23 protein-coding genes and 1 riboswitch are annotated in these 25,283 nt (G+C 42.0%); of the genes, 21 read left to right on the top strand and 2 right to left on the bottom strand.

Annotated features, from left to right (window positions below):
* The first annotated feature begins 327 nt into the window (after positions 1 to 327).
* The 14 genes from V7137_RS16795 (at position 328) to purD (ending at position 14,596) form a co-directional block, all read left to right on the top strand.
* Positions 328 to 1,185, top strand: a complete 858-nt coding sequence (locus tag V7137_RS16795) for a mechanosensitive ion channel family protein (protein ID WP_335699147.1) — start codon at positions 328 to 330, stop codon at positions 1,183 to 1,185.
* Between the two features lie 21 nt (positions 1,186 to 1,206).
* A complete protein-coding gene (locus V7137_RS16790; RefSeq protein WP_335699146.1) occupies positions 1,207 to 1,410 on the top strand; it encodes an NETI motif-containing protein in 204 nt (67 codons plus the stop codon).
* 89 nt (positions 1,411 to 1,499) lie between these two features.
* A riboswitch (purine riboswitch) is annotated at positions 1,500 to 1,601 on the top strand.
* 174 nt (positions 1,602 to 1,775) lie between these two features.
* Positions 1,776 to 2,261 carry a 5-(carboxyamino)imidazole ribonucleotide mutase gene (gene purE / locus V7137_RS16785; RefSeq protein ID WP_335699145.1) on the top strand — a complete coding sequence of 162 codons (486 nt, stop codon included), beginning with the start codon at positions 1,776 to 1,778 and terminating at the stop codon, positions 2,259 to 2,261.
* Complete coding sequence (purK, locus tag V7137_RS16780) at positions 2,254 to 3,402, top strand: 5-(carboxyamino)imidazole ribonucleotide synthase (RefSeq protein ID WP_335699144.1); 1,149 nt, start codon at positions 2,254 to 2,256, stop codon at positions 3,400 to 3,402. The genes purE and purK overlap by 8 nt, the downstream gene beginning before the upstream one ends.
* A gap of 3 nt (positions 3,403 to 3,405) precedes the next feature.
* Entirely contained in the window at positions 3,406 to 4,704 is a 1,299-nt protein-coding gene (purB, locus tag V7137_RS16775) for an adenylosuccinate lyase (protein ID WP_335699143.1), read from the top strand.
* 207 nt (positions 4,705 to 4,911) lie between these two features.
* Positions 4,912 to 5,625, top strand: coding sequence for a phosphoribosylaminoimidazolesuccinocarboxamide synthase (gene purC, locus V7137_RS16770; RefSeq protein WP_335699142.1), 714 nt, complete (start codon positions 4,912 to 4,914; stop codon positions 5,623 to 5,625).
* Positions 5,618 to 5,872 (top strand): phosphoribosylformylglycinamidine synthase subunit PurS, encoded by a 255-nt coding sequence (purS, locus tag V7137_RS16765; protein WP_026564723.1) that lies wholly within the window; start codon positions 5,618 to 5,620, stop codon positions 5,870 to 5,872. Before purC ends, purS begins: the two co-directional genes overlap by 8 nt.
* Positions 5,869 to 6,552: a phosphoribosylformylglycinamidine synthase subunit PurQ gene (gene purQ / locus V7137_RS16760; RefSeq protein ID WP_335699141.1), complete on the top strand. Its 684-nt coding sequence runs from the start codon at positions 5,869 to 5,871 to the stop codon at positions 6,550 to 6,552. Before purS ends, purQ begins: the two co-directional genes overlap by 4 nt.
* The gene (gene purL, locus V7137_RS16755) at positions 6,536 to 8,761 is read left to right on the top strand and encodes a phosphoribosylformylglycinamidine synthase subunit PurL (protein WP_335699140.1); all 2,226 of its coding nucleotides are present in this window, start codon (positions 6,536 to 6,538) and stop codon (positions 8,759 to 8,761) included. Before purQ ends, purL begins: the two co-directional genes overlap by 17 nt.
* On the top strand, positions 8,737 to 10,140 hold the full coding sequence (purF, locus tag V7137_RS16750) for an amidophosphoribosyltransferase (protein ID WP_335699139.1): 1,404 nt from the start codon (positions 8,737 to 8,739) through the stop codon (positions 10,138 to 10,140). The genes purL and purF overlap by 25 nt, the downstream gene beginning before the upstream one ends.
* Positions 10,141 to 10,155: 15 nt before the next feature.
* Positions 10,156 to 11,190: a phosphoribosylformylglycinamidine cyclo-ligase gene (purM, locus tag V7137_RS16745; protein ID WP_335699138.1), complete on the top strand. Its 1,035-nt coding sequence runs from the start codon at positions 10,156 to 10,158 to the stop codon at positions 11,188 to 11,190.
* Positions 11,187 to 11,789, top strand: a complete 603-nt coding sequence (gene purN, locus V7137_RS16740) for a phosphoribosylglycinamide formyltransferase (protein WP_335699137.1) — start codon at positions 11,187 to 11,189, stop codon at positions 11,787 to 11,789. The genes purM and purN overlap by 4 nt, the downstream gene beginning before the upstream one ends.
* Positions 11,764 to 13,302, top strand: coding sequence for a bifunctional phosphoribosylaminoimidazolecarboxamide formyltransferase/IMP cyclohydrolase (gene purH / locus V7137_RS16735; RefSeq protein ID WP_335699136.1), 1,539 nt, complete (start codon positions 11,764 to 11,766; stop codon positions 13,300 to 13,302). Before purN ends, purH begins: the two co-directional genes overlap by 26 nt.
* A 19-nt stretch (positions 13,303 to 13,321) precedes the next feature.
* Positions 13,322 to 14,596, top strand: a complete 1,275-nt coding sequence (purD, locus tag V7137_RS16730) for a phosphoribosylamine--glycine ligase (RefSeq protein ID WP_335699135.1) — start codon at positions 13,322 to 13,324, stop codon at positions 14,594 to 14,596.
* Here purD and V7137_RS16725 read toward each other — a convergent pair.
* Together V7137_RS16725 and V7137_RS16720 are read right to left on the bottom strand one after the other, a co-directional pair.
* Complete coding sequence (locus V7137_RS16725; protein WP_335699134.1) at positions 14,593 to 14,706, bottom strand: EYxxD motif small membrane protein; 114 nt, start codon at positions 14,704 to 14,706, stop codon at positions 14,593 to 14,595. The genes purD and V7137_RS16725 overlap by 4 nt on opposite strands.
* Before the next feature lie 213 nt (positions 14,707 to 14,919).
* Positions 14,920 to 15,225, bottom strand: coding sequence for a YgaP family membrane protein (locus V7137_RS16720; protein WP_335699133.1), 306 nt, complete (start codon positions 15,223 to 15,225; stop codon positions 14,920 to 14,922).
* A 286-nt stretch (positions 15,226 to 15,511) separates the two neighbouring features.
* Here V7137_RS16720 and V7137_RS16715 point away from each other — a divergent pair, with 286 nt between their 5' ends.
* The 7 genes from V7137_RS16715 (at position 15,512) to V7137_RS16685 (ending at position 25,247) form a co-directional block, all read left to right on the top strand.
* A complete protein-coding gene (locus V7137_RS16715; RefSeq protein ID WP_335699132.1) occupies positions 15,512 to 17,257 on the top strand; it encodes an adenine deaminase C-terminal domain-containing protein in 1,746 nt (581 codons plus the stop codon).
* Between the two features lie 64 nt (positions 17,258 to 17,321).
* Complete coding sequence (locus tag V7137_RS16710) at positions 17,322 to 18,374, top strand: DUF3048 domain-containing protein (RefSeq protein ID WP_438825620.1); 1,053 nt, start codon at positions 17,322 to 17,324, stop codon at positions 18,372 to 18,374.
* Positions 18,375 to 18,408: 34 nt separating this feature from the next.
* A complete protein-coding gene (locus V7137_RS16705; protein ID WP_335699130.1) occupies positions 18,409 to 18,723 on the top strand; it encodes a YerC/YecD family TrpR-related protein in 315 nt (104 codons plus the stop codon).
* 248 nt (positions 18,724 to 18,971) lie between these two features.
* The gene (locus V7137_RS16700) at positions 18,972 to 19,655 is read left to right on the top strand and encodes a heptaprenylglyceryl phosphate synthase (protein ID WP_335699129.1); all 684 of its coding nucleotides are present in this window, start codon (positions 18,972 to 18,974) and stop codon (positions 19,653 to 19,655) included.
* A 70-nt stretch (positions 19,656 to 19,725) separates the two neighbouring features.
* Entirely contained in the window at positions 19,726 to 21,999 is a 2,274-nt protein-coding gene (pcrA, locus tag V7137_RS16695) for a DNA helicase PcrA (protein WP_335699128.1), read from the top strand.
* 67 nt (positions 22,000 to 22,066) lie between these two features.
* A complete protein-coding gene (gene ligA, locus V7137_RS16690; RefSeq protein ID WP_335699148.1) occupies positions 22,067 to 24,076 on the top strand; it encodes an NAD-dependent DNA ligase LigA in 2,010 nt (669 codons plus the stop codon).
* A gap of 13 nt (positions 24,077 to 24,089) precedes the next feature.
* Positions 24,090 to 25,247, top strand: coding sequence for a CamS family sex pheromone protein (locus V7137_RS16685; protein WP_335699127.1), 1,158 nt, complete (start codon positions 24,090 to 24,092; stop codon positions 25,245 to 25,247).
* The last annotated feature ends 36 nt before the right edge of the window (positions 25,248 to 25,283 follow it).

Raw genomic sequence — 25,283 nt, 5'->3', positions numbered from 1 at the left:
AGGACGCGGAAAAAAGTACGCAACGGTCACTCTCTAAAAGGTCCACAGTGCTCGTGCATCAAGAACTCCCAAGACCGGTCACTATAAGTTACATAGACCAATGTAAAAATAAAATTTCGAAAGAGGATGCCGCTCCCCCATTGTCCATAAGAGAAAGATCTCCAGCCGGCCAACTACATTTAAGAACAACTCAATTGGAACGGTTGATAAAAAATTGTCAGCAGTGTCCCTGATCTAGTTGTTCTTTTTTTATTCTATAAAATATTTTCCCATCAATCGTTTTTACAAGCAAACATTGCAAAGACTAATCATGATTGAGGTGATTTGATGAATTGGATGGAATTTTTGCATCACTATAAGCTGGTAAGCATTATAATAGCTGCTATTATTGCAAGGGTCATTGTCTTTATTATTAATAAAACGGTTCATAATTTTTTCATAAAGACCAATTTCATTGAAGAGCGGAAAGAGCAAACGATTGAAAGTATGATACGCTCGTTAACCAAATATACAGCAACGATTAGCTTCATCTTTTTTGCCATATCTCAATATGTAAGCAATTTTGGCAGAATACTGGCTGGGGCCGGGGTAGTCGGTGTAATCGTTGGATTTGGAGCCCAAAGCATTATTAAAGATATTCTCTCGGGAGTTTTCTTGATTTATGAAAAACAACTGCATAAAGGTGATTTTATCACCATCAATAATACCTTTAATGGAACTGTTGTGGACATAGGATTAAGGTTCTTAAAGATACGAGAATGGAGTGGTAAGGTATTAACCATCAGCAATGGAGAAGTAAAACAAATTCATAACTTCAATATTGAGCAAATGCGGGTGATTGAAAGAGTAGTGGTGAGCTACCGGGAAAATCCTGAAAGGGTGTTTGATGTTCTCGAGATGGCAGTCGATAAAATCAATGAACAGCATGAAGACTGTTTAAAATTAGACCCAACAAACTGCCCGGTAGAACCGTTCAAAGTATATGGGATGACCACGATCAATTCCGGATACAGAGGGATAGAATATACGATTACGGGCCTTGTCGATGATGCCTATTACTGGGATGCCGCAACAGAAGCAAGGCGGATTATCGCTCAAACCTTGTATGATTATGAGATAAAACTAGCAGAGGACACAATGTTGCTAAAACAGGTTGACAATGTTTTTTTAAAAGAGGGAAAATAATGATGGAAAGTGAGGTACATAATGTCAATGGGAAAGAAGAAAATGCAATTTGAGTTACAGGAAAATGAAAGTATTGAGGACTGCTTGAATAGAATGAAAAAGTTGGGCTATACACCTGTACGCCGAACGGAAAAGCCCATTTTTCAAGAAATAAAAAATGGAAAAGAAACCATTTATGAACCAGTTGCGCGCCAAATTATCTTTGAAGGCGCACTAATTGAGTAAAACACGAACGTTAAAGTTTTATTTGAAAATATTGTTCGATTAATTGGGTTGACACCTAAATGAGTTGATTGTAAGATATAGAAGTGATTTAAACAATTTATCTTTACCCTCGTATATCCATGGGAATATGGCCCATAAGTTTCTACCCAATAACCGTAAATTATTGGACTATGAGGGAAAGTCAATAGGTCTGGCACATTAAGGGGATGCCCCTTAATTTATGATGTCATTATCATCATAATGCCCGGACAAATGGCTTTCTCTTACCAGAGATGCTATTTGTCCGGGCATTTTTAATTTAGCCGATTAACCGTAAGGATTAGAACATATCTCAAAACTAGTAGGTCGCGAAGGGGAGAAGAGAAATGAATCTGGTTGGTGTCATTATGGGGAGCACGTCGGATTGGGAAACAATGAGACATGCGTGTGATATACTAGATCAGTTTGAAGTTCCATATGAAAAAAAGGTTGTTTCAGCACACCGCACACCTGACTTGATGTTTAGCTATGCAGAGGAAGCAAGGGGAAAAGGGATTAAAGTTATTATTACCGGAGCCGGCGGGGCAGCTCATTTGCCGGGCATGGTGGCGGCGAAAACAACTTTGCCTGTCATCGGGGTTCCTGCTCCATCTAAAGCCTTAAACGGATTAGACTCCTTGCTATCAATCGTACAAATGCCAGGAGGGGTACCAGTGGCCACAGTGGCAATAGGAAAAGCAGGTGCCGTGAATGCCGGATTACTGGCTGTTCAAATTTTAGCAACGCAAGACCTTGAACTTGCCGAAAAATTAGAAACTAAACGAGAAGCTACCAAACAAGATGTGATAGAAAGCAGTGATCAACTTGTCTGAAAAAACAATTTTACCTGGAGCAACGATTGGAATCATCGGCGGCGGTCAATTGGGGAGAATGATGACATTAGCAGCAAAGGCGATGGGTTTTCGGATTGCGGTGTTAGAACCAGAAGCGAATTCACCATGTGGACAGGTAGCCGATGTTGAAGTGATTGGGGCCTATAGTGATCGAGAGGCCATCAGCCAATTAGCGGAACTCAGTGATGTCATCACCTATGAATTTGAAAACATTGATGCAGACACGTTAAACTGGCTTTGTGAACAGGCGAATGTGCCACAAGGTCCTGAACTATTAACAATCACACAGGACCGAATCAAAGAGAAACGGGCCATTCAACAGGCAGGGTTGGATACAGCTGCATATGAGGATATATACAGCACAGAGGACTTATTTTTAAAAATAGAAACAATCGGCTATCCAGCGGTTTTAAAAACAGCCAGAGGCGGTTATGATGGGAAAGGCCAGTTAGTGATTAAAGACAAACAAGATCTTTTCCAAGGAGAGACGCTTCTCAACCACGGAGCCTGTGTGTTAGAAAAATGGATCCCGTTTGAAAAAGAAATTTCCGTTATTGTAACCCGGAAACAGAACGGTGAAACGGCGATTTTTCCTGTAGCGGAAAACGAACACGAAGAAAATATGCTACATAAAACGATTGTTCCGGGGCGAATTTCAGAGATTACCAAAGAGACAGCGATTCAGATGGCAAAACAGTTAGCTGACTCCCTTAGTTTAGTAGGTACGCTTGCTGTGGAAATGTTTGTTACGAATAACGGAACCATTTACATCAATGAATTAGCTCCACGTCCTCATAATTCAGGACATTATTCAATTGAAGCCTGCGAGACCTCACAATTTGAACAGCATATCCGCGCCATCTGTAATTGGCCGCTTGGAAGTACGGAGTTGTTAAAACCAGCTGTTATGGTCAATCTATTAGGAGAACATCTTGAAAACTTAAATGAAAGCATTCCAAAGGTAAAAGACTGGAAAATTCATTTATATGGAAAAAAAGTTCCGAAAATAAAACGGAAAATGGGTCATGTGACTATTTTAAGAAATAGTGTCGAGGATGCACTAAAAGAGGCTGAAATGAGCAACATATGGAAAACAGCAAAAGAAAAGATCGGGGGATAAAAGATGTTAGATCGTTATACAAGACCAGAAATGGGAGCTATTTGGACAGAGGAAAACCGCTTTAACGCTTGGCTTGAGGTAGAAATACTAGCGTGTGAAGCATGGGCAGAACTAGGTGACATCCCAAAGGAAGATGTGCAGAAACTTCGTGAAAATGCCTCTTTCAATATCGACCGCATTAAAGAGATTGAAGAAGAAACAAGACATGATGTAGTTGCTTTTACCCGCGCTGTATCTGAGACATTAGGGGAAGAGAAGAAATGGGTTCATTACGGATTAACGTCAACGGATGTTGTCGATACGGCCCTATCTTATATCTTAAAGCAAGCCAATGCTATTATCCAAAAGGACTTGGAAAACTTTATTGAGATTTTAAGAAACAAGGCACAAGAACATAAATTCACAGTAATGATGGGACGCACGCACGGGGTCCATGCTGAGCCGACAACATTTGGCTTAAAGCTTGCCTTATGGTATGAAGAAATGAAACGAAACCTGGAGAGATTTAAGCAGGCAGCAGAAGGGATTGAGTATGGGAAAATCTCTGGTGCAGTCGGTACTTACGCCAATATTAATCCGTTTGTAGAACAATATGTTTGTGAAAAATTAGGACTGCAACGGGCACCAATTTCGACGCAGACCTTACAGCGTGACCGTCATGCTCACTACATGTCAATAATCGCCTTGATTGCCACTTCGATAGAGAAATTCGCCGTTGAGGTTCGTGGGCTGCAAAAGAGTGAAACGCGTGAAGTGGAAGAGTTTTTTGCAAAAGGACAGAAGGGATCCTCAGCGATGCCGCATAAACGGAATCCAATTGGTTCCGAGAATATGACGGGGATTGCTCGTGTGATCCGCGGGTATATGCTGACTGCGTATGAAAATGTACCACTTTGGCATGAGCGTGATATTTCCCATTCATCAGCGGAACGGATCATCTTACCTGATGCAACAATCGGTTTGAATTATATGCTGAATCGTTTCGGGAATATTGTGAAGAACTTGACTGTTTATCCGGAGAATATGAAGCGTAACATGGAGCGGACACTGGGCTTAATTTACTCCCAACGCGTATTGCTCGCATTAATTGATAAAGGTTTATCCCGTGAAGAATCGTATGATACCGTGCAGCCAAAGGCAATGGAAGCATGGGAAAAACAAGTTCCCTTCCGCAGCTTGATTGAAGCTGAGGAAAAGATTACTTCGTTGCTATCGGAAGCAGAAATTGCAGATTGCTTTGATTATAACTATCATCTGCAACATGTAGATACGATTTTTGCTCGCTTAGGGTTGAATGAGTAAGGCTTTATGTGACCAAAAAATGAAAAAAGTAGCCGTGCGGTAACAAAGAGAGGCTTTATGCTACCCAAGACATAAAAAAGGTATCTGCACGGTAACAAAGAGAGGTATTAAGTGACCGAAATCGTGAAAAAGGCGGTAACTCGGTCACCCATGCCCCTTAATTAGCATGAAGATTCCCAATATTGAAAATTAGGAGGCACTTCCACGATGACAGAACTTCTTTATGAAGGAAAAGCGAAACGGATTTACGCAACAGATGACGAGCAAATTGTTTTAGTTGAGTACAAAGATTCGGCAACGGCGTATAACGGACAAAAAAAGGCTGATATCACCGGCAAAGGCCGCCTTAATAACGAGATTACTAGTTTGTTATTTTCAAAGTTGAAAGAACGAGGAATTGAGTCCCACTTCATTAAGCGTATTTCAGAAACGGAGCAATTGGTGAAGAGAGTATCCATTATTCCCCTCGAAGTGGTTGTTCGAAATGTGGCAGCTGGCAGCTTTTCAAAAAGGTTGGGAATCGAGGAAGGGCGCGAGTTATCAGGGCCAATCGTTGAGTTTTACCTAAAAAATGATGAACTCGGGGATCCGCTGTTAACGATCGATCATGCTCTTGAATTAAAACTAGCATCACAAGAGGAAATCGCGCAATTAAAAGAAAAGGCCTTAGAGATTAATACCGTGTTAGCCGAGTTTTTTGCAAACCTAGGGATCCGTCTGATTGATTTCAAACTTGAATTTGGCAAGGACGCAGAAGGAATGGTTTTACTTGCCGATGAGATTTCCCCAGACACTTGCAGACTGTGGGATCAACAAACAAATGAAAAGCTCGATAAGGACGTATTCCGCCGCGATTTAGGAAGTTTAACAGATGCCTATGAAAATATTTTAGCGAGATTGGGAGGACATCAGCATGTATAAAGTAAAGGTATTTGTCACATTAAGAGAAAGTGTTTTAGACCCTCAGGGAAAAGCGGTAACGAACTCTTTACATTCTTTAAACTATAAGGAAGTGGCCGATGTCCGCATCGGTAAATATATGGAATTAACCATTGAAAAATCTGATCGTGATATTAATGAAGTAATCAATGAAATTTGTACCAACCTTTTAGCGAATCCGGTGATTGAAGATTACCGTTACGAAGTAGAGGAGTGTGTTACTCTGTGAAATTTGCGGTCATCGTCTTTCCTGGATCAAATTGTGACGTTGATATGTTCCATGCCATTCAAGATGAATTGGGTGAACAAGTGGAATATGTTTGGCATGATACTGAAAGCTTAGAAGAATTTGATGGAATTCTGCTTCCAGGCGGCTTTTCATATGGCGATTATTTGCGCACCGGAGCTATCGCTAGATTTAGTAATGTCATGAAGGAAGTTATTAAAGCTGCAGAAGCAGGAAAGCCGGTCCTTGGAGTATGTAACGGATTCCAAATTCTGCTTGAAGCAGGGTTACTTCCTGGGGCTATGAGACGAAATGAAAGCCTATCGTTTATTTGCAAGCCTGTCGAATTAAAGGTGGAAAACAACCAAACAATGTTTACCTCCGCATATGAACCTAACCAAACGATTATGATCCCTGTCGCACACGGGGAAGGAAACTACTATTGTGACGAGGAAACACTCGCGAAACTGAAAGAAAATAATCAAATCATCTTTACCTATAACCAGAATCCGAACGGAAGTCTCGCTGATATTGCCGGCATTACCAATGAAAAAGGAAATGTTCTTGGTATGATGCCACACCCAGAAAGAGCTGTCGATGAATTGCTCGGCGGCGCAGATGGACTAAAATTGTTTCAATCGATTGTAAAAGCTTGGAGGGAAGCACATGTTGTCAACGCTTGAACCAAATCCTAATCAGATCAAAGCAGAAAAAATCTATCAGCAAATGGGTTTGTCCGACGAAGAATTTGCAATGGTTGAAAACATTCTTGGCCGTACACCGAATTATACCGAAACAGGCCTATTCTCTGTTATGTGGTCGGAACATTGCAGCTACAAAAATTCTAAGCCGATTCTTAGAAAGTTCCCAATTACAGGCGAGCGAGTTCTGCAAGGACCTGGTGAAGGTGCCGGTATCGTTGACATTGGTGATGAACAGGCCGTTGTTTTTAAAATAGAAAGTCATAATCACCCATCAGCTATTGAACCTTATCAAGGAGCTGCAACCGGGGTGGGCGGTATTATCCGCGATGTTTTCTCAATGGGAGCAAGACCAATCGCGATGTTAAACTCGCTTCGCTTCGGGGAACTGGATTCAGCCCGGGTCCGCTACTTATTTAAAGAGGTCGTTGCAGGGATTGCCGGCTATGGAAACTGTATTGGAATTCCAACCGTTGGCGGCGAAATCCAATTCGACCCATGCTATGAAGGAAACCCGCTCGTCAATGCGATGTGTGTGGGCTTAATCGACCATAAAGATATCAAAAAAGGGCAAGCACATGGGGAAGGCAATACGGTTATGTACGTTGGTGCGAAAACCGGCCGTGACGGAATCCATGGTGCAACATTCGCTTCTGAGGAATTAACTGAACAATCGAGTGAAGACCGTCCAGCAGTTCAAGTTGGCGATCCATTCATGGAGAAGCTGTTGTTAGAAGCTTGCTTAGAACTAATTCATTGTGATGCACTAGTTGGAATTCAAGATATGGGTGCAGCGGGACTTATTAGTTCATCTGCGGAAATGGCCAGTAAAGCTGGAATGGGCATTGAGATGAATTTAGACTTGGTGCCACAGCGTGAAACAGGAATGACCGCTTATGAAATGATGTTGTCAGAATCTCAAGAGCGGATGTTGATTGTTGTTAAAAAGGGAAGAGAACAAGAAATCGTTGAGCTTTTTGAAAAATATGGCCTAGAGGCCGTAGGTATTGGAACGGTTACTAGCGATAAACAGATGCGCATATTCCATAAAGGAGAAATCGTGGCGGATGTTCCGGCTGATGCACTAGCGGAAGAAGCACCGGTTTACCATAAGCCATCAAAAGAACCAAGCTATTTTGCTGAATTCCAAGCAATGGAAAACGAAGTTCCTCAGGTTGACGATTTGAAAGAAACGTTAGTAAGCCTTTTAAGCCAGTCAACGGTAGCTAGCAAGGAATGGGTTTATGAGCAGTATGACTATATGGTGCGTACGAACACGGTCGTTTCCCCAGGTTCTGATGCAGCGGTTGTAAGAATCCGCGGCACACGAAAAGCGCTGGCGATGACAACAGATTGTAATTCCCGTTATGTCTATTTAGATCCAGAAACAGGTGGGAAAATTGCTGTAGCAGAAGCAGCCCGCAATATTGTCTGTTCTGGTGCGGAACCACTAGCTATTACTGATAACCTAAATTTCGGAAACCCGGAAAAACCAGAAGTGTTCTGGCAGATTGAAAAAGCAGCAGATGGTATGAGCGAAGCCTGCCGTGTCCTGGAAACCCCAGTTATTGGTGGGAACGTCTCTTTATATAACGAAACAAGTGGAACAGCGATTTATCCAACTCCAGTCGTCGGTATGGTTGGTTTAGTAACGGATCTTGACCATATTACCACACAGCACTTTAAGCGGAACGGCGATCTTATTTATTTAGTAGGAGAAACAAAGGATGAATTCGGCGGCAGTGAACTGCAAAAGCTTCTGAACGGAAAGGTATTCGGTAAAGCCCCTGAATTAAATGTAACGATTGAAAAAGAAAGACAAAACCAGGTTCTTGCGGCGATTCGTGCAGGAGTGGTGGAGTCAGCGCATGATTTATCAGAAGGCGGATTAGCCGTGGCATTAGCTGAATGTCTTTTCACGAATGAACAGCTTGGCGCAGAAGTAAACGTCGCTGGAAATCCAGTGTCGGCTTTATTCAGTGAAACACAATCTCGTTTTCTTTTAACCGTAAAAGCAGAACATAAGCATGAGTTTGAAAGTTTAGTAGAAGCAGTACAAATTGGTACGGTGAATAATACAGCAGCACTAGAAATTACCAATGGTGAGTCAACTGTACTTGAAGCTTCCATTGAAGAATTAAAAGCGGCCTGGAAAGGGGCGATCCCATGCTACCTGAAATCAAGGGATTAAATGAAGAGTGCGGCATCTTTGGTGTCTGGGGACACCAGGATGCAGCTCAGCTGACCTATTACGGACTTCACAGCCTGCAGCATCGTGGGCAGGAAGGGACCGGTATCGTGGTCTCTGATGGCAAAAAGCTTAAAGGGGTAAAGGGTGAAGGATTAGTTGCTGAGATTTTTACATCTGAAGCCATGAAGGAATTAACAGGTACATCTGCCATTGGTCACGTTCGTTATGCAACGGCAGGAGGCGGCGGTTACGAAAACGTCCAACCGCTCTTGTTCCATTCCCAAATGGGTAGCCTTGCGCTAGCCCATAATGGTAACTTAGTTAACGTTAATTCATTAAAACATCAGTTGGAAGCCCAAGGGAGCATTTTTCAAACCAGCTCTGATACCGAAGTTTTAGCTCACCTAATGAAAAGAAGTGGCTACTCTGATTCTAAAGACCGTGCCAAAAACGCGCTCTCGATGTTAAAAGGGGCGTATGCCTACCTTATCATGACAGAAACCGAATTAATGGTGGCACTTGATCCGCACGGCTTAAGACCTCTTTCACTGGGGTCTTTGGGTGATGCCTATGTTGTTGCATCGGAAACCTGTGCCTTTGATGTCGTGGGAGCGGAATATATTCGTGATATTCGGCCAGGAGAACTATTAATTATCAATGACCAGGGACTAGTATCTGAACAATTCGCTGTTAGTTCAACAAAAGCAATTTGTACGATGGAATATATTTATTTTTCAAGACCTGACAGCAATATTCAAGGGATCAACGTCCATACCGCCCGCAAAAATATGGGTAAAAGATTGGCAATGGAAGCTCCTATTGATGCAGATGTTGTGACAGGGGTTCCTGATTCTAGTATTTCAGCAGCAATCGGCTATGCGGAAGCAGCAGGTATTCCTTACGAAATGGGATTAATTAAAAACCGTTATGTCGGAAGAACCTTCATCCAGCCATCCCAAGCGTTACGGGAGCAAGGGGTTAAGATGAAACTCTCGGCCGTTCGTGGAGTCGTGGAAGGGAAACGGGTCATCATGGTCGACGACTCAATTGTACGAGGTACGACAAGCAGAAGAATTGTTAATCTGTTAAAAGAAGCTGGAGCGACCGAAGTGCATGTAGTCATCAGCTCCCCGCCTATTAAGAATCCATGTTTTTATGGAATTGATACATCAACAAAAGAGGAATTAATTGCCTCTGATAAAAGTGTTGAGGAAATTAGAGAACTTATTGGAGCCGATTCATTAACCTTTATCAGTGTGGAGGGCATGATGAATGCCTTAGGTCAAGAAGGAACGAATGGATATTGCCTAGGCTGTTTCAACGGAAATTACCCAACAGAAATTTATCCTGATACACTCCAATATTATTATCAGAAGTAGGAAGGAGCGAGCAGCGTGGCAAATGCGTATAAGCAAGCAGGAGTCAATATTGAAGCAGGCTATGAAGCGGTAGAGAGAATGAAAAAGCATGTTAAAAAAACAGCCCGGGCTGGCGTCCTTGGCAGTTTGGGTGGATTTGGGGGCATGTTCGATTTATCTGCACTCCAATTAAAAGAACCCGTTTTGGTGTCAGGCACCGATGGGGTAGGCACGAAATTGATGATTGCTTTTTGGATGGACCAGCATGATACGATCGGAATCGATGCGGTTGCCATGTGTGTCAATGATATTGTCGTTCAAGGGGCAGAGCCCTTGTTCTTTCTAGATTATATTGCCTGCGGTAAAGCACAGCCTGAAAAAATCGAGGCAATTGTCAAAGGGATTGCAGACGGATGTGAGCAGGCCGGCTGTGCACTCGTTGGCGGTGAAACAGCGGAAATGCCTGGTTTGTATAGTGAAAATGAATATGATTTAGCCGGATTTACAGTAGGAGCGTGTGAAAAATCGGATCTCATTACAGGTGAAACGATTCAAGAGGGGGATGTCCTGATTGGCTTAGCGTCAAGCGGCATTCACAGCAATGGCTATTCACTAGTTAGAAAAGTGTTTAATGACTGGTCGTTACTAGATTTCGTCGATGAACTCGGCTGTACATTAGGGGAAGAATTACTCAAGCCTACAAAAATTTATGTAAAACCGATTTTGTCTGCGTTGAAAAAGTTCCAACTAAAAGGTATGGCTCATATCACGGGCGGCGGGTTTATTGAAAACATTCCTCGTATGTTACCTGATGGTCTTGGAGCAGAACTGTATGAAAAAAGCTGGGAGATTCCTCCTGTGTTCAAACTAATCTCTTCTCATGGACAAATTGATTACCAAGAGATGTATAATATTTTTAACATGGGTATTGGTATGGTTATCGCAGTGGACCGTGAACAGGCACCTGATGTATTAGAACATTTTAAACAATCAGGGGAAACTGCCTATGAAATTGGCGTGGTTACTGGTAATAATGGAATTCAGATTAAGGCTCAAGGTGGCCGTCAATGAAAAAGATCGCGGTATTTGCATCAGGGAGCGGCAGTAATCTCCAAGCGATTATAGATGTGGTCCAAGCGGGCAAACTTGATGCAGACATTTCACTTTTAGTTTGCGACAAACCGGGTGCTTTTGCGATTGAAAGAGCAAAAGCCGCGAGGATCCCAAGTTTTGTTTTTACTGCGAAGGACTTTTCTAGTAAGGAACAATATGAAGAAGAGATTTTAGCCCAATTAAAGGCCTATGGTGTTGAATTCATTGTCCTAGCCGGATACATGCGTTTGATTGGTTCCAAATTGTTAGCTGAGTATAAGGGCAGAATCGTCAATATCCACCCATCATTACTTCCTGCATTTCCAGGCAAGGATGCCATCGGGCAGGCATTGGCTGCTAAAGTGAAGTGGAGCGGGATTACCATCCATTATGTTGATGAAGGAATGGATACAGGTCCGATTATTATTCAGGAGCGGGTTCGACTGGACGAGAATGAGACAAGAGAGGGCCTGCAGCACAAAATCCAGAAAAGCGAACACAAGCTTTATCCATCCGTACTTCAAATGCTATTGACACAAGGAGATGTAGTAAATGACACAAAAGCGTGCGTTAATTAGTGTTTCTGACAAAAATGGAATTACTGAGTTTGCTAAGGAACTTGTCAGCTTGGGATATGAACTGATTTCCACAGGAGGCACGAAAAAAGCCCTTCAAGAGCAGGGAATTCCTGTTCTTAGTGTTAGTGATGTAACCGGATTTCCAGAAATCCTAGAAGGCCGTGTGAAAACTTTAAATCCTTTCATCCATGGCGGCCTGCTCGCCAAACAAGATGACGTGAACCATCAACAACAGCTAGACGAGCATGGAATTCAAGCGATTCAACTCGTTTGTGTCAATCTTTATCCCTTCCAGCAAACTATTGCTAAACCAGATGTAACGGTAGCAGATGCAATTGAAAACATTGATATCGGCGGGCCAACTATGCTGCGCGCTTCTGCCAAAAACCATCAATATGTAACGGTGGTCGTCGATCCAACTGATTACCAGACAGTTATTGCTGAATTAAAGGCGGGTGGCACAACAACATTTGAAACAAGAAGAAAGCTTGCAGCAAAAGTGTTCCGTCATACGGCGGCATATGATGCCTTAATTGCTGAATACATGACCAATCTGGCTGAAGAAGAAAACCCAGAGCAATTAACGGTTACATATGAATTGAAACAAACACTTCGATACGGTGAAAATCCGCATCAACAGGCAGCCTTTTATAAAAAGCCCCTTGGCTCAACGTTCTCGATTGCAAATGCCGAGCAACTTCATGGCAAAGAGTTATCCTATAATAATATCAACGATGCTGACGCTGCCCTGCAAATTGTAAAAGAATTTGTGGAACCAGCAGCAGTAGCGGTCAAGCATATGAATCCATGCGGTGTTGGAACAGGGAAAACAGCGTATGAGGCGTTCACAAAAGCCTTTGCAGCTGACCCTGTCTCGATTTTTGGAGGAATCATTGCCTTTAACCGGGAAGTGGATGCCGAAACAGCGGTTAAACTTCATGAGATCTTCTTAGAGATTGTTATTGCACCGTCCTTTTCAGAAGAGGCCTTAGCGGTCTTAACAGGGAAAAAGAATCTCCGCCTGTTAACGATTCCGTTTAACGAAGCAAAAAAACCAGAGCGAAAAATGACAACGATTGAAGGCGGATTGCTTGTTCAGGATCAGGACCGTTTCACGTTAGAAGACGCTAAAGTAACGATTGCGACGAAAAGACAACCGACAGATGCTGAATGGGAAGCATTGAAGCTTGGCTGGAAGGTTGTTAAACATGTGAAATCCAATGCCATTGTCGTTACAGCTAATGATATGACGATCGGAATCGGTGCAGGGCAGATGAACCGAGTGGGAGCAGCGGAAATAGCCCTTAAACAAGCAGGTTCAAAAGCAGAGGGAGCAGCCCTTGCATCTGACGCCTTTTTCCCAATGGACGATACTGTTGAAGCAGCTGCAAAAGCGGGTATTACAGCGATTATTCAACCGGGTGGATCGATTCGTGATGAAGATTCAATTAAAAAAGCAGATGAATATGGAATTGCAATGGTGTTTACGGGAGTAAGACATTTCAAACATTAATCGGTTGGAGGGCATTCGAATGAACGTACTGATTATCGGCCGTGGCGGCAGAGAACATGCGATTTGCCGAAAAGTAAGTGAAAGCGTAAATGTAGATAAAGTATTTGTCGCACCGGGGAATGTCGGGATGACGGATGTAGCAGAGCTCATCGCGATTGCGGAGTCAGAACATGAACAACTTCTTCAATTTGCCAAGGAAAACAATGTCGGCTTAACCATTATCGGACCTGAGGTTCCTTTGCTTGAAGGGTTGGCTGATAAATTTGAAGCTGCTGGTTTGGCTGTTTTCGGTCCTCGTGCTGCAGCGGCTGAGATTGAAGGCAGCAAGTCATTTGCTAAAGAACTAATGAAGAAATATCAAATTCCTACCGCTGACTATGCTGTGTTTACGAACTATGAGGATGCCCGAAACTATATAGAAGAAAAAGGTGCACCAATTGTCATTAAAGCAGACGGATTAGCAGCGGGCAAAGGTGTCACTGTTGCCCTCACGAAAGAAGAGGCGCTTGCAAGCATAGAAGAAATGCTCATTGACGCCAAATTTGGTGCGGCCTCTTCTCGGGTGGTTATTGAAGAGTTCTTAGCAGGTGAAGAATTTTCTTTGATGGCGTTTGTAAACGGTGAGGTTGTCGTGCCGCTTGAAATCGCCCAGGACCACAAACGGGCCTATGATGGTGACCTTGGTCCTAATACAGGCGGAATGGGAGCGTACTCTCCTGTTCCTCAGATCGGTGAGAAGACAGTTCAAACTGCGGTTGAAACCGTGCTTATTCCTGCAGCAAAAGCTATGGTCGAAGAAGGAAGAAGTTTTTGCGGAGTCCTTTATGCAGGCTTAATTAAAACAACTGAAGGGCCAAAGGTAATTGAATTTAACGCCCGCTTTGGTGATCCTGAGACACAAGTGATCCTGCCTCGATTGAATTCAGATTTAGTTTCAGTCATCATCGAGTTGTTAGATGGGGGAACACCGGCTTTAGATTGGGATGACCAAACGATGATCGGTGCTGTAGTGGCTGCAAAAGGTTACCCTGAAGCCTATGAAAAAGGTGCAGTACTTACTGGCTTGGCTGATTTTAATTCTCAAGAGGTGTTTACTTTTCATGCCGGAACCGCCAAAAATGAGGAAGGTGAGTTTGTGACTGCAGGGGGCAGGGTGCTTCTGGTCGGTGCTAAGGCTGAAGGCTTAGTGGAAGCACGCAAAAAAGTATATCATGAACTCGAAAAGTTAACATCTAATGATGTATTTTATCGAAAAGATATCGGGGCAAAAGCAATCCACTCCGTTACAAACTAACGGGCACGCCTTTTACCAGTGCGGCGGATAAATGCATAAAGCAGTGCCACAATGCTGCCGATAATAGCAATTAATACAAACGACATATCGGTAAGATACTCCCAAAACATATAAAATCAACTCTTAAAAAGGGCTGACCAAGGGTCAGCTCTTTTTTTAGCTAAATAAAGGTTAAAATTGATTCAATCTATAAAAATTTGGACTTTTTATACGAAATACTGGATTTTTCCACTAAAATTTGAACTATTTTTACGAAATATCGAATTTATTTACCAAAATCTCAATTATTATTACAATAATTGTAAAACAGTTATAATTACACTTTAAGTTGGATTATAAGGTAACATTTCTTCGTGATCTTTATTAGTGAGACCTTCCATCCCATTCATTGAATCCATTGCCCGATCGTGCTCAGAAATCATGCACTGACATTTTTCAAATATTGCAGTGAGCGGACAAAAGCGGACAATTCCTTCAGCCACTTTCATTGCACCACACATAGCAACAAATAAATAGGAATCCCTCCAAGGTTGTTTGACGAGTTTGGAGGTGGTCCAGGAAAGAATGGTTAATCCAAGGGTGATTCGGATTAATGCATTAAAAATACTAATATTAGGTTTCACGTTCATTATGTTCACTCCTTCACAAATTGTTTACAATTATTATCAATTCTTTAATGCGTTAAACAGTAAAATATGATAGTATAGTAACTAAAGAATTTTTTGTAAGGGCTTTCTTTATTGTTAAATCAACTTGTTATTGTTAAGTTACAGCGCCAAGGGGCTCGATAAGACAATCAGATCGGAAGGCAAAAATTACGCCTTTTGTCAGGACTTGTCTTATGCTTGTTGCCCCTGAGCAAGGCGCTTTCGCATTTCGTTATATAGATAGTTTTTTGAAAAGGGAGGAAGACGTATGCTAGAACAACGCTACCGCTGGAAAAATAAACACTTACGCATGCATGTTTCCATCTTGGATGGAAAAGCGTCTCCAACCATTTTATTGAAAAACGCCTTGTATTTAAATCAGACGTTTCAAAAGTGGTTGAGAGCGAATATCTGGATATATGATGATCGGATTGTTTACGTGGGCGAAGACTTGCCAGTTCAACTTGATAATTGTGAAATCATTGATTGTACCAATGAGATACTTGTTCCAGGCTATATCGAACCACATGCTCATCCGTTTCAATTATATAATCCCCTAACGCTTGCGGCATATGCATCCCAGTTTGGGACGACAACGTTAATCAATGATAATATGGCGCTTGTTTTACATTTGAAAAAAAGGGAAGCGTTTTCATTATTGAAGGATCTACGTTCGATCCCATCCACGATGTTTTGGTGGAGCCGTTTTGATTCACAAACCGAGATTCTGAATGAAGAAGAAATTTTTTCACATAGTAATGTTAAATCATGGCTTGAGCACGATGCGGTTCTGCAGGGCGGAGAGTTAACAGGATGGCCGAAACTCTTAGATGGCGATGATATGATGCTTCATTGGATTCAAGAGGCCAAACGGATGCGCAAGCAGATAGAAGGCCACTTCCCGGGAGCTTCTGAAAAAACATTGGCCAAAATGATTCTGCTTGGTGCTGATTCTGACCATGAAGCAATGACGGGTGAAGAAGTATATAATCGCTTAATGCAAGGATATATGGTCTCTTTACGGTATTCCTCCATTCGACCAGATTTACCAAATATCCTCGATGATATGAAGCGATTAGGCATTGATGCTTATGATCGATTAATGTTTAATACTGACGGTTCATCTTCGACTTTTTATGAACAGGGATTCACGGATGAGATGATCCGCATTGCGATGGAGAAAGGTGTTCCAGCCATCGATGCCTATAATATGGCCACTGTAAATATTGCACGATATTACAAAATTGAGCATCTCCATGGGAATATTGCAACTGGCCGAGTCGCTAATATCAACTTCTTATCCAGTATGGAAAATCCAACACCTGTGTCCGTACTTGCGAAAGGAAAATGGGTGAAAAGGGATGGAAACCCTGTTGTCGATGCGTATTCTCCGATTAATTGGGATGAATATGGGCTAAAGTCATTGGATGTGGATTGGGAATTAACGTTAGATGATTTGCAGTTTTCGATGCCATTTGGGATCAAGATGGAAAACGCCGTCATTACGAAACCATATTCGATTTCCATCGATGCTTCCGGAGATGAATTATCTTCGAATCATGATGAGTGCTATTTTACCTTGATGGACAAAAATGGGAACTGGAGAATTAATACACTATTAAAAGGATTTGCCACGAAATTATCAGCATTGGTAAGTTCCTATTCCAATACAGGAGATATAATTTTAATAGGGAAAAACAAAGAAGATATGCTTCAGGCTTTTAATAGAATGAAAGAATTAGGCGGAGGCATTGTTATGGTAGAAGATCATCAAGTAGTTTGCGAGCTTCCATTAACATTAAGTGGAATCATGTCAAACCTTCCGATAGAGGATTTAATCGGCCAAGAAAAACAGCTGCTTAGTGAGTTAAGAGAGCGGGGTTACACATTTGCTGATCCAATCTACAGTCTTGCCTTCTTTTCTGCAACACATTTGCCTTACATTCGGGTTACGCCACAGGGAATGTACGATGTTATGAATAAAACAGTACTCTTTCCGTCAATAATGCGTTAAACTGTATGTGAGTAAAGGATTAAAGCGTGAAAGAGTTAGAAAGTAAATAGGGGTGTTCATGAAAATGAAAAAATGGGCTGTTTTCATGTTAGTTTTCCTGTTACTGCTTTCAGGATGTAGTAATAAGGAAAAGGTTACGAAACCTGTTAAAGAGGAAAAACCGGTAACACCAGAAGCGCCTAAGCCACCAGCAGAGAAACCAGTGGACCCTTATTTTTACCCATTAACAGGGGTGGGGTCAAAAGAAAGTACAGATACTAGAGCTGTTGCAGTAATGATTAATAATCACCCAAAAGCAAGACCGCAATCAGGTCTCAATAAAGCGGATCTCATCTATGAAATACTTGCTGAAGGGGATATTACACGCTTTCTAGCCGTTTTTCAAAGTGAAAAACCGGAAAAAATTGGTCCGGTAAGGAGTGCACGTGATTATTATATTTTCTTGGCAAAGGGACTTAACGCCCTCTACATTGCCCACGGCTATAGCCCGGAAGCAAAGAAACTCCTTAATAGTAACTATATCGATAATTTAAATGGAATGGTCTATGATGGTACGCTATTTAAACGTTCTAAGACCCGAAAAGCACCCCATAACTCCTATATTACGTATGAAAATATTTTAAAAGGTGCAAAGCAGAAGAAATATTCAATGGCAAAAGGTCCTGCACCATTTAAGTTTATGACAGAGGAAGAAAGTAAGAATATTCCAGGAACCGCTGCAAAATCTGTCAGGATTACCTATTCAAAGGGTGGTATTTCCAATTCTAGATTTGATTTTGATACAGCAACAGGCAAATATAAGCGTTTTTCAGGCGATGAGCAAACCGTTGACTTAGATACTAAAGCGCCTGTGTTAGTTGATAATATTTTTATTATCGAAGCTAAGCATCAGTTTATCGATTCCTATGGGCGCCGCGAAATTGATTTTGAGTCTGGCGGCAAGGCGTATCTCCTTCAAAAGGGTAAGGTTAACCAAGTGGAATGGAAGAATAAGAACGGCGAAATTGTTCCAGTCAAAAACGGCGAAGAAGTTCCACTCGTGCAAGGTAAAACATGGATTAATGTGGTTCCAACCAATCCAGGCCTCCAGAAGAGCGTCTCGCTTGATCTGAACTAAATAGACAATTTAACAACTAAAGGGGTTAAAGAATATGCAAATTGATAAATTACGGGGAAAAGAACTTGATCAGTTATTTCAATCAGTTCTTTCATTAAAAGATCTTGAAGAATGTTATCGATTCTTTGATGATTTATGTACGATTAATGAAATCCAATCACTAGCACAACGTCTTGATGTAGCAAGAATGCTTCGCGAGGGAAATACGTATCACAAAATTGAAACGGAAACCGGAGCAAGCACAGCTACCATTTCACGGGTGAAACGTTGTTTGAATTATGGAAACGATACGTATGAAATGGTATTAGAGCGAATCAAGAACGACAAGACTTTAACAGAACAGGAATAAACAAGCCGAAGAGCAGCTCTTCGGTTTTTCTTTTTTCTGATTGTTATGTTAATGCTTATTGTGAGGAGCAAAGCGACGAGGAGGCTCGCCGGACCGCCCGCGGAAAGCGCAGCTTCTTTCGTTCCGATCAACAGGCAAGTTTAACAAAGCATTTCTGTTAAAATTTAGATTTAGTGTTTTCTTTTTTTATCGAATCGGCTAGTGCTATAATGGTGTAATGGAATTAATGATGTGGGAGGATCTTTTTGATGTATGATTTTCGCGAGTGGCGGCATGTGTTCAAACTCGACCCAAATAAAGAACTATCGGATGAACATTTAGAAAAAATCTGTGAGTCTGGAACGGATGCAATAATCGTGGGAGGTACAGATGGGATTACGCTAGAAAACGTCCTCGATTTAATGGCGAGAATACGTAGATTCTCAGTACCGTGTGTCCTTGAAGTTTCAACCATTGAGACCGTTACACCAGGGTTCGATCTTTACTTTATTCCCACCATTTTAAACAGCAGCGATACCAAATGGATTACCGGACTTCACCACCAAGCAGTTAGAGAATTTGGTGAAATTATGGATTGGGAAGAAATTGTCATGGAGGGCTACTGCATCTTGAACGAGGACTGCAAAGCTGCAAAGCTGACAAATGCAAATACAAACATAACAAATGAAGAGGTAACTGCCTACGCGGTTATGGCGGAAAAAATGTTTCACCTGCCCATTTTTTATGTAGAATATAGCGGTAAATACGGAGATGTTAACTTGATTGCCGACGTGAGCAAGGCACTTGAAAAAACGGTCTTTTTTTATGGCGGCGGAATATCAACAATCGAACAGGCTTCAGAAATGGCCGAACATGCAGATGTCATTGTGATTGGAAATGCTATTTATGAAAATTTTGATCTAGCATTAGAAACCGTGAAGATCAATCGATAGCTCATTGCTTATGGAGAAGAAAAACGATAAGATAATATAAGAACAAATGTTTGTGATGGTGGTGGATAATATGCAATATTTAAGTGATAAGCTATTAAACGGACTGAATCCAGAGCAGCAAAGTGCTGTTAAAACAACCGATGGACCGCTGTTACTAATGGCCGGAGCCGGAAGTGGTAAAACAAGGGTGCTTACACATCGAATTGGCTATTTAATCGTAGAGAAACGGGTTAATCCTTATAATATTTTGGCGATTACATTTACAAATAAAGCCGCTCGCGAGATGAGAGAACGGATTGGGAAAATGATGGGCGGAGTAGCTGAAGAAATTTGGATTTCCACTTTTCACTCGATGTGTGTAAGAATTTTACGCAGAGATATCGACCGGATCGGTTTTAACCGAAATTTTACGATTCTTGATTCAACCGATCAGCAATCTGTAGTGAAAACCATTCTAAAAGAAAAAAATATTGATCCGAAAAAATTTGATCCCCGTGCCATCTTAGGGGCAATCAGTTCTGCTAAAAATGAGTTGATTGATCCTGAAGAGTACAAGAAAACAGGCGGGGGCTATTTTGAAGATGTCGTCGGCAATGTGTACGAGGAATACCAGAAGCGTTTACGTAAAAATCAGGCATTGGACTTTGATGATCTGATTATGATGACGATCCAATTATTTAAACGGATTCCGGATGTTCTCGAATATTATCAGCGCAAATTTCAATATATTCATGTGGATGAGTATCAGGATACGAACAAAGCCCAATATCTATTAGTTAAGCAGTTGGCAAGCCGTTTTAAAAATTTATGCGTGGTAGGGGATTCGGATCAATCCATTTATCGATGGCGCGGAGCGGATATCGCCAATATCCTTTCGTTCGAAAAAGACTATCCGAATGCAACAGTTATTTTACTAGAGCAAAACTACCGCTCTACAAAAAGGATTCTTTTAGCAGCAAACAAGGTGATCGAAAACAATATGAACCGAAAAGCGAAGAATCTTTGGACAGAAAACCCAGAGGGAAACAAGCTGGTTTATTATCGTGCTGACAGCGAGCAAAGCGAAGCGCAATTCGTTGCTGGAAAAATTAAAGAGATTACTCGTAATAATCAGTATAAATTAACGGACATTGCTATTCTTTATCGCACGAACGCTCAGTCCCGTGTGATGGAGGAAGTGCTCCTTAAATCGAACATCGAATACTCCATCGTCGGCGGGACAAAGTTCTATGACAGGAAAGAAATCAAGGACATGCTTGCTTATTTACGCTTAATCTCAAATCCTGATGATGATATTAGTTTACGCCGGATCATTAATGTGCCAAAACGCGGGATTGGTTCAAGTTCCGTTGATAAAATTGCCAATTTTGCAGACATGCATGATTTATCTCTTTTCCAAGCGCTTGAGTCCGTAGAACTGTTAGGATTAAGTCCGAAAATCACGAAAGCCGCGCGAGAATTTCGCGATTTAATTGGTAATTATACCAATATGCAAGAGTATCTATCTGTGACAGAACTCGTTGAAGAAGTGCTAGATAAAACGGGGTACCGTGAAATGCTTAAAGCGGAAAAATCGCTGGAAGCCCAAAGCCGCCTCGAGAACCTTGAAGAATTATTATCGGTGACAAAAAGCTTTGAGGATTCGAGCGAAGATAAGAGTCTAGTAGCCTTTTTAACTGATTTAGCTCTTGTAGCTGACATTGATGCACTTGATGAAGAGACCCAGGAGAAGGTTGATTCGATTACCCTGATGACGTTGCATTCGGCGAAGGGCTTGGAATTCCCGGTTGTTTTCTTAATTGGAATGGAGGAAGGCGTCTTCCCGCATAGCCGTTCATTGATGGAAGAAGTAGAAATGGAAGAAGAGCGCCGTCTTGCCTATGTGGGCATTACAAGAGCGGAGCAAACGCTGTTCCTGACCAATGCACAAATGCGGACATTGTTTGGAAGAACGAATATGAACCCTCCATCCCGCTTTATAAGTGAGATCCCGGCTGACCTGATTGAAGGTGTTGAACCGGCAGAGAAAAAAATGAACTCACCATTTGGATCAACGACTAGTAAATCATTTGGCTCTGCTCGAGCCTCCACATTCGGAACACCAAAAACGTCCTTTAGTACACCTGCTTCAGCGAGAAAACCAGTTATGCGCCCAGTTTCAGCTGCTGCTGGAGATGAAATCGGCTGGAAGGTCGGCGATAAGGCTCAGCATGGGAAATGGGGAACCGGAACCGTTGTGAGCGTCAAAGGCCAAGGGGAAGGAACCGAACTCGATATTGCGTTTCCAAGCCCGGTTGGAATTAAACGCCTGTTAGCCAAATTTGCTCCGATTACGAAAGCTTAGAATTAGCAAAATTTCATGAGCCGCTTGGGAGCGGCTCATGAAAATCCTTTTAGAAAGGACTGGATATATGGACCTTCAAAGTGCTGAAAAGAGAATGATCGAAATCAAGAGCCTGTTAAATCACTATGGCTATGAGTATTATGTGTTAGATAAACCATCTGTACCGGATGCTGAATATGACAAGCTTTTGCAAGAGTTATTGGAGCTTGAGGAAAAGTTCCCGCAATTAAAAACAGCAGATTCTCCTTCAGTCAGAGTGGGCGGTGCCGTACTAGATGTGTTTGAAAAGGTGGAGCATCGGACGCCGATGCTTAGTCTTGGCAATGCTTTTAATGAACAAGACTTAAGAGATTTTGACCGCCGCATCCGTCAAGGTGTCGGTGAAGATTTTTCATATGTTTGCGAGTTAAAAATAGACGGCCTTGCTGTCTCTTTGCGGTACGAAGATGGACTTTTTGTCCAAGGAGCAACACGTGGGGATGGAACGGTTGGTGAAGATATAACGGCTAATATAAAAACCATTAAATCAGTCCCACTCCGTCTGCGTGAAAATGTGACGATGGAGGTCCGCGGGGAAGCCTATATGCCAAAACGTTCGTTTGAGGCTTTGAATCAGGCACGAGAAGAACGCGGCGAGGAATTGTTTGCTAACCCAAGAAACGCTGCGGCAGGGTCACTGCGGCAATTAGACCCGAAAATTGCAGCATCAAGAAAACTGGATGTCTTTTTATATGGAATCGGGAATCTAAGTGAAAACAGCGGTATCGATTCTCATAGTGAAGGTCTTGATTTTTTGGATCGCCTCGGTTTTAAAACTAATCAGGAGCGGAGAAGCTGTGCAACCATTGATGAAGTGATTGAATATGTCCATAGCTGGGTTGATAAGCGCCCGAATCTTCCGTATGAAATTGATGGGATCGTCATTAAGATAGATTCCTATGACCATCAGGCAGCACTCGGAACGACAGCAAAAAGTCCACGCTGGGCGATTGCCTATAAGTTCCCGGCGGAAGAAGTGGTTACAACCCTTTTGGATATCGAGTTAAGTGTAGGCCGAACCGGTGTCATAACCCCAACGGCGATTCTTGAGCCGGTCAAAGTGGCAGGGACAACAGTCCAACGTGCCTCCTTACACAATGAAGATTTAATTAGAGAAAAGGATATTAAGCTGGGTGATAAAGTCGTTGTCAAAAAAGCAGGTGATATTATCCCTGAGGTGGTCAATGTCTTGGCTGAGCAGCGGACAGGAGAAGAAGTGGAATTCCACATGCCAACGCATTGTCCTGAGTGTGAAAGCGAACTGGTTCGTTTGGAAGGCGAAGTGGCCTTACGCTGTATCAACCCAAAATGCCCAGCACAACTTCGGGAAGGTCTGATTCATTTTGTTTCAAGAGTCGCGATGAATATCGAAGGCCTGGGTGAAAAAGTAATTAGCCAGCTTTTTGCTGAAAAATTAATTGAGGACGTCGCTGACATTTATAAACTGACACGTGAACAGCTTTTAGCCTTAGAAAGAATGGGTGAGAAATCAGCAACTAATCTGATCAAAGCGATTGAGATTTCAAAAGACAATTCATTAGAAAAGCTTTTATTTGGATTAGGGATTCGTCATGTGGGGGCTAAAGCTGCTAAGACGTTAGCTCAGCAATTTGGTTCCATGGAAAAACTTGCACGCGCAACTAAGGATGATTTACTTGGCATTAATGAAATCGGTGATAAAATGGCGGATTCAATTGTCGCCTATTTTGAAAAAGAAGAAGCCGTGGAGTTAATCAACGAATTAGCCGCAGCAGGCGTCAATATGGAATATAAGGGCATCAGACCTGTTGCGGCTGAAGAGTCCGACTCCATTTTTGCAGGAAAGACCGTGGTACTCACTGGGAAACTCGAACAATTATCAAGAAATGAAGCGAAAGATAAAATCGAAGCACTGGGCGGAAATGTCGCTGGCAGTGTCAGCAAAAAAACACATCTGGTCATTGCAGGCGAGGATGCAGGTTCAAAATTAACCAAAGCACAAGATCTAGGAATCGAAGTCTGGGACGAGGAGAAGCTCCTAGCTGAATTAAATAAATAAGAGGTGTATCGACGTGAGAAAACTCTCATTGCTCGCTCTCTCCCTTGTCTTTTTGTTGAGTGCCTGTGCACCAAATTTTCAGAAGCAAAATGAAGTGGTGCAAACGAAGGAGAAAGTAAAAGGGAAGGCAATTATTCCAAAGTATAATATTTCAGACAGCTATTATCGGACGATTTTGCCATTTGAACCAGGGGAAGCACGCGGATTGGTTGTTAATAATATTAATACAAGATATGACTTAAACGAATTTGAAATGGGGCTAATGCGAATTGCCCAAAATTCATTTGATACAGAAAAGTATTTGTTCCGTGAAGGACAGGAAATCAAGGAAAAGACGATTAGACTTTGGTTAAACCGTAAATTTACCAAAGCGCAATTAAAGGATGAAGGACTAAAAGAGGCTGAAAACATCGGACTAAACCCTGTTGATACGGGGAAAAAAGGGGAACCGAGTTCGCCGATTTATCTGGCGCATATTTTAGAGCATGACTATTTAATCAAAAATGATAAAGGCAATGTAACGCTCGGTGGTGTGACGATTGGTCTTGCCTTAAATTCCGTTTATTACTATAAAAAAACGGCAGGTGGAGATACCTTTGAGAAAGATGTCCCTCATTCAGAAGTGGTCAGGGAGGGGAAGAAAATTGCTGCAGAAGTTGTAAAGCGGATGAGGAACATAAAAGGATTAAAGAATGTTCCGATTACGATTGCCTTGTTTGAACAGGCAAGTAAGTCATCTGTTGTTCCAGGTAACTTCATTACCTATGCCACTGTCGACCAAGGCAGTGCAACCCTGAACAGTTGGGAAAAGGTGGATGAAAAGTACTTCTTATTCCCTTCTAGCGAAGCGAAGGACGCTCATCGTGATGATTTGACTGCTTTTTTAAACTTTAAGCAGGATGTAGAGGAGTACTTTCCTAACTATAATGGTGTAATCGGCAGAGCCTTCTACATGGGAGATCAACTGCAGGATTTGAGTATTAATATCCCTATCCAATTTTATGGAAAAACAGAAGGGATTGGTTTTACCCAGTATGTAACAGGGCTTGTAATGGAACATTTTCCTAAGTATTTATCCGTTTCGGTCAGTGTGACGTCTGTAGACGGACCTGAAGCCTTGATTGTCCGTAAAGCGAATGAAGAAGAACCATTTGTTCATATTTATCAATAGTTTATGTTAAAGCTTAATGTTGATTTTGGCACCCTG

This window comes from Neobacillus drentensis (assembly GCF_036962765.1).
GTDB lineage: Bacteria > Bacillota > Bacilli > Bacillales > Cytobacillaceae > Neobacillus > Neobacillus drentensis_C.
This window is presented reverse-complemented; position numbering and strand designations above follow the sequence as displayed.

Excerpts from the sequence above, each read along its gene's own strand:
- V7137_RS16795 (WP_335699147.1), top strand. The coding sequence starts at position 328 with ATGAATTGGATGGAATTTTTGCATCACTATAAGCTGGTAAGCATTATA.
- V7137_RS16790 (WP_335699146.1), top strand. The coding sequence starts at position 1,207 with ATGTCAATGGGAAAGAAGAAAATGCAATTTGAGTTACAGGAAAATGAA.
- purE (WP_335699145.1), top strand. The coding sequence starts at position 1,776 with ATGAATCTGGTTGGTGTCATTATGGGGAGCACGTCGGATTGGGAAACA.
- purB (WP_335699143.1), top strand. The coding sequence starts at position 3,406 with ATGTTAGATCGTTATACAAGACCAGAAATGGGAGCTATTTGGACAGAG.
- purC (WP_335699142.1), top strand. The coding sequence starts at position 4,912 with ATGACAGAACTTCTTTATGAAGGAAAAGCGAAACGGATTTACGCAACA.
- purS (WP_026564723.1), top strand. The coding sequence starts at position 5,618 with ATGTATAAAGTAAAGGTATTTGTCACATTAAGAGAAAGTGTTTTAGAC.
- purL (WP_335699140.1), top strand. The coding sequence starts at position 6,536 with ATGTTGTCAACGCTTGAACCAAATCCTAATCAGATCAAAGCAGAAAAA.
- purF (WP_335699139.1), top strand. The coding sequence starts at position 8,737 with ATGCTACCTGAAATCAAGGGATTAAATGAAGAGTGCGGCATCTTTGGT.
- purN (WP_335699137.1), top strand. The coding sequence starts at position 11,187 with ATGAAAAAGATCGCGGTATTTGCATCAGGGAGCGGCAGTAATCTCCAA.
- purH (WP_335699136.1), top strand. The coding sequence starts at position 11,764 with ATGACACAAAAGCGTGCGTTAATTAGTGTTTCTGACAAAAATGGAATT.
- purD (WP_335699135.1), top strand. The coding sequence starts at position 13,322 with ATGAACGTACTGATTATCGGCCGTGGCGGCAGAGAACATGCGATTTGC.
- V7137_RS16725 (WP_335699134.1), bottom strand. The coding sequence starts at position 14,706 with ATGTTTTGGGAGTATCTTACCGATATGTCGTTTGTATTAATTGCTATT.
- V7137_RS16720 (WP_335699133.1), bottom strand. The coding sequence starts at position 15,225 with ATGAACGTGAAACCTAATATTAGTATTTTTAATGCATTAATCCGAATC.
- V7137_RS16715 (WP_335699132.1), top strand. The coding sequence starts at position 15,512 with ATGCTAGAACAACGCTACCGCTGGAAAAATAAACACTTACGCATGCAT.
- V7137_RS16710 (WP_438825620.1), top strand. The coding sequence starts at position 17,322 with ATGAAAAAATGGGCTGTTTTCATGTTAGTTTTCCTGTTACTGCTTTCA.
- V7137_RS16705 (WP_335699130.1), top strand. The coding sequence starts at position 18,409 with ATGCAAATTGATAAATTACGGGGAAAAGAACTTGATCAGTTATTTCAA.
- V7137_RS16700 (WP_335699129.1), top strand. The coding sequence starts at position 18,972 with ATGTATGATTTTCGCGAGTGGCGGCATGTGTTCAAACTCGACCCAAAT.
- pcrA (WP_335699128.1), top strand. The coding sequence starts at position 19,726 with ATGCAATATTTAAGTGATAAGCTATTAAACGGACTGAATCCAGAGCAG.
- ligA (WP_335699148.1), top strand. The coding sequence starts at position 22,067 with ATGGACCTTCAAAGTGCTGAAAAGAGAATGATCGAAATCAAGAGCCTG.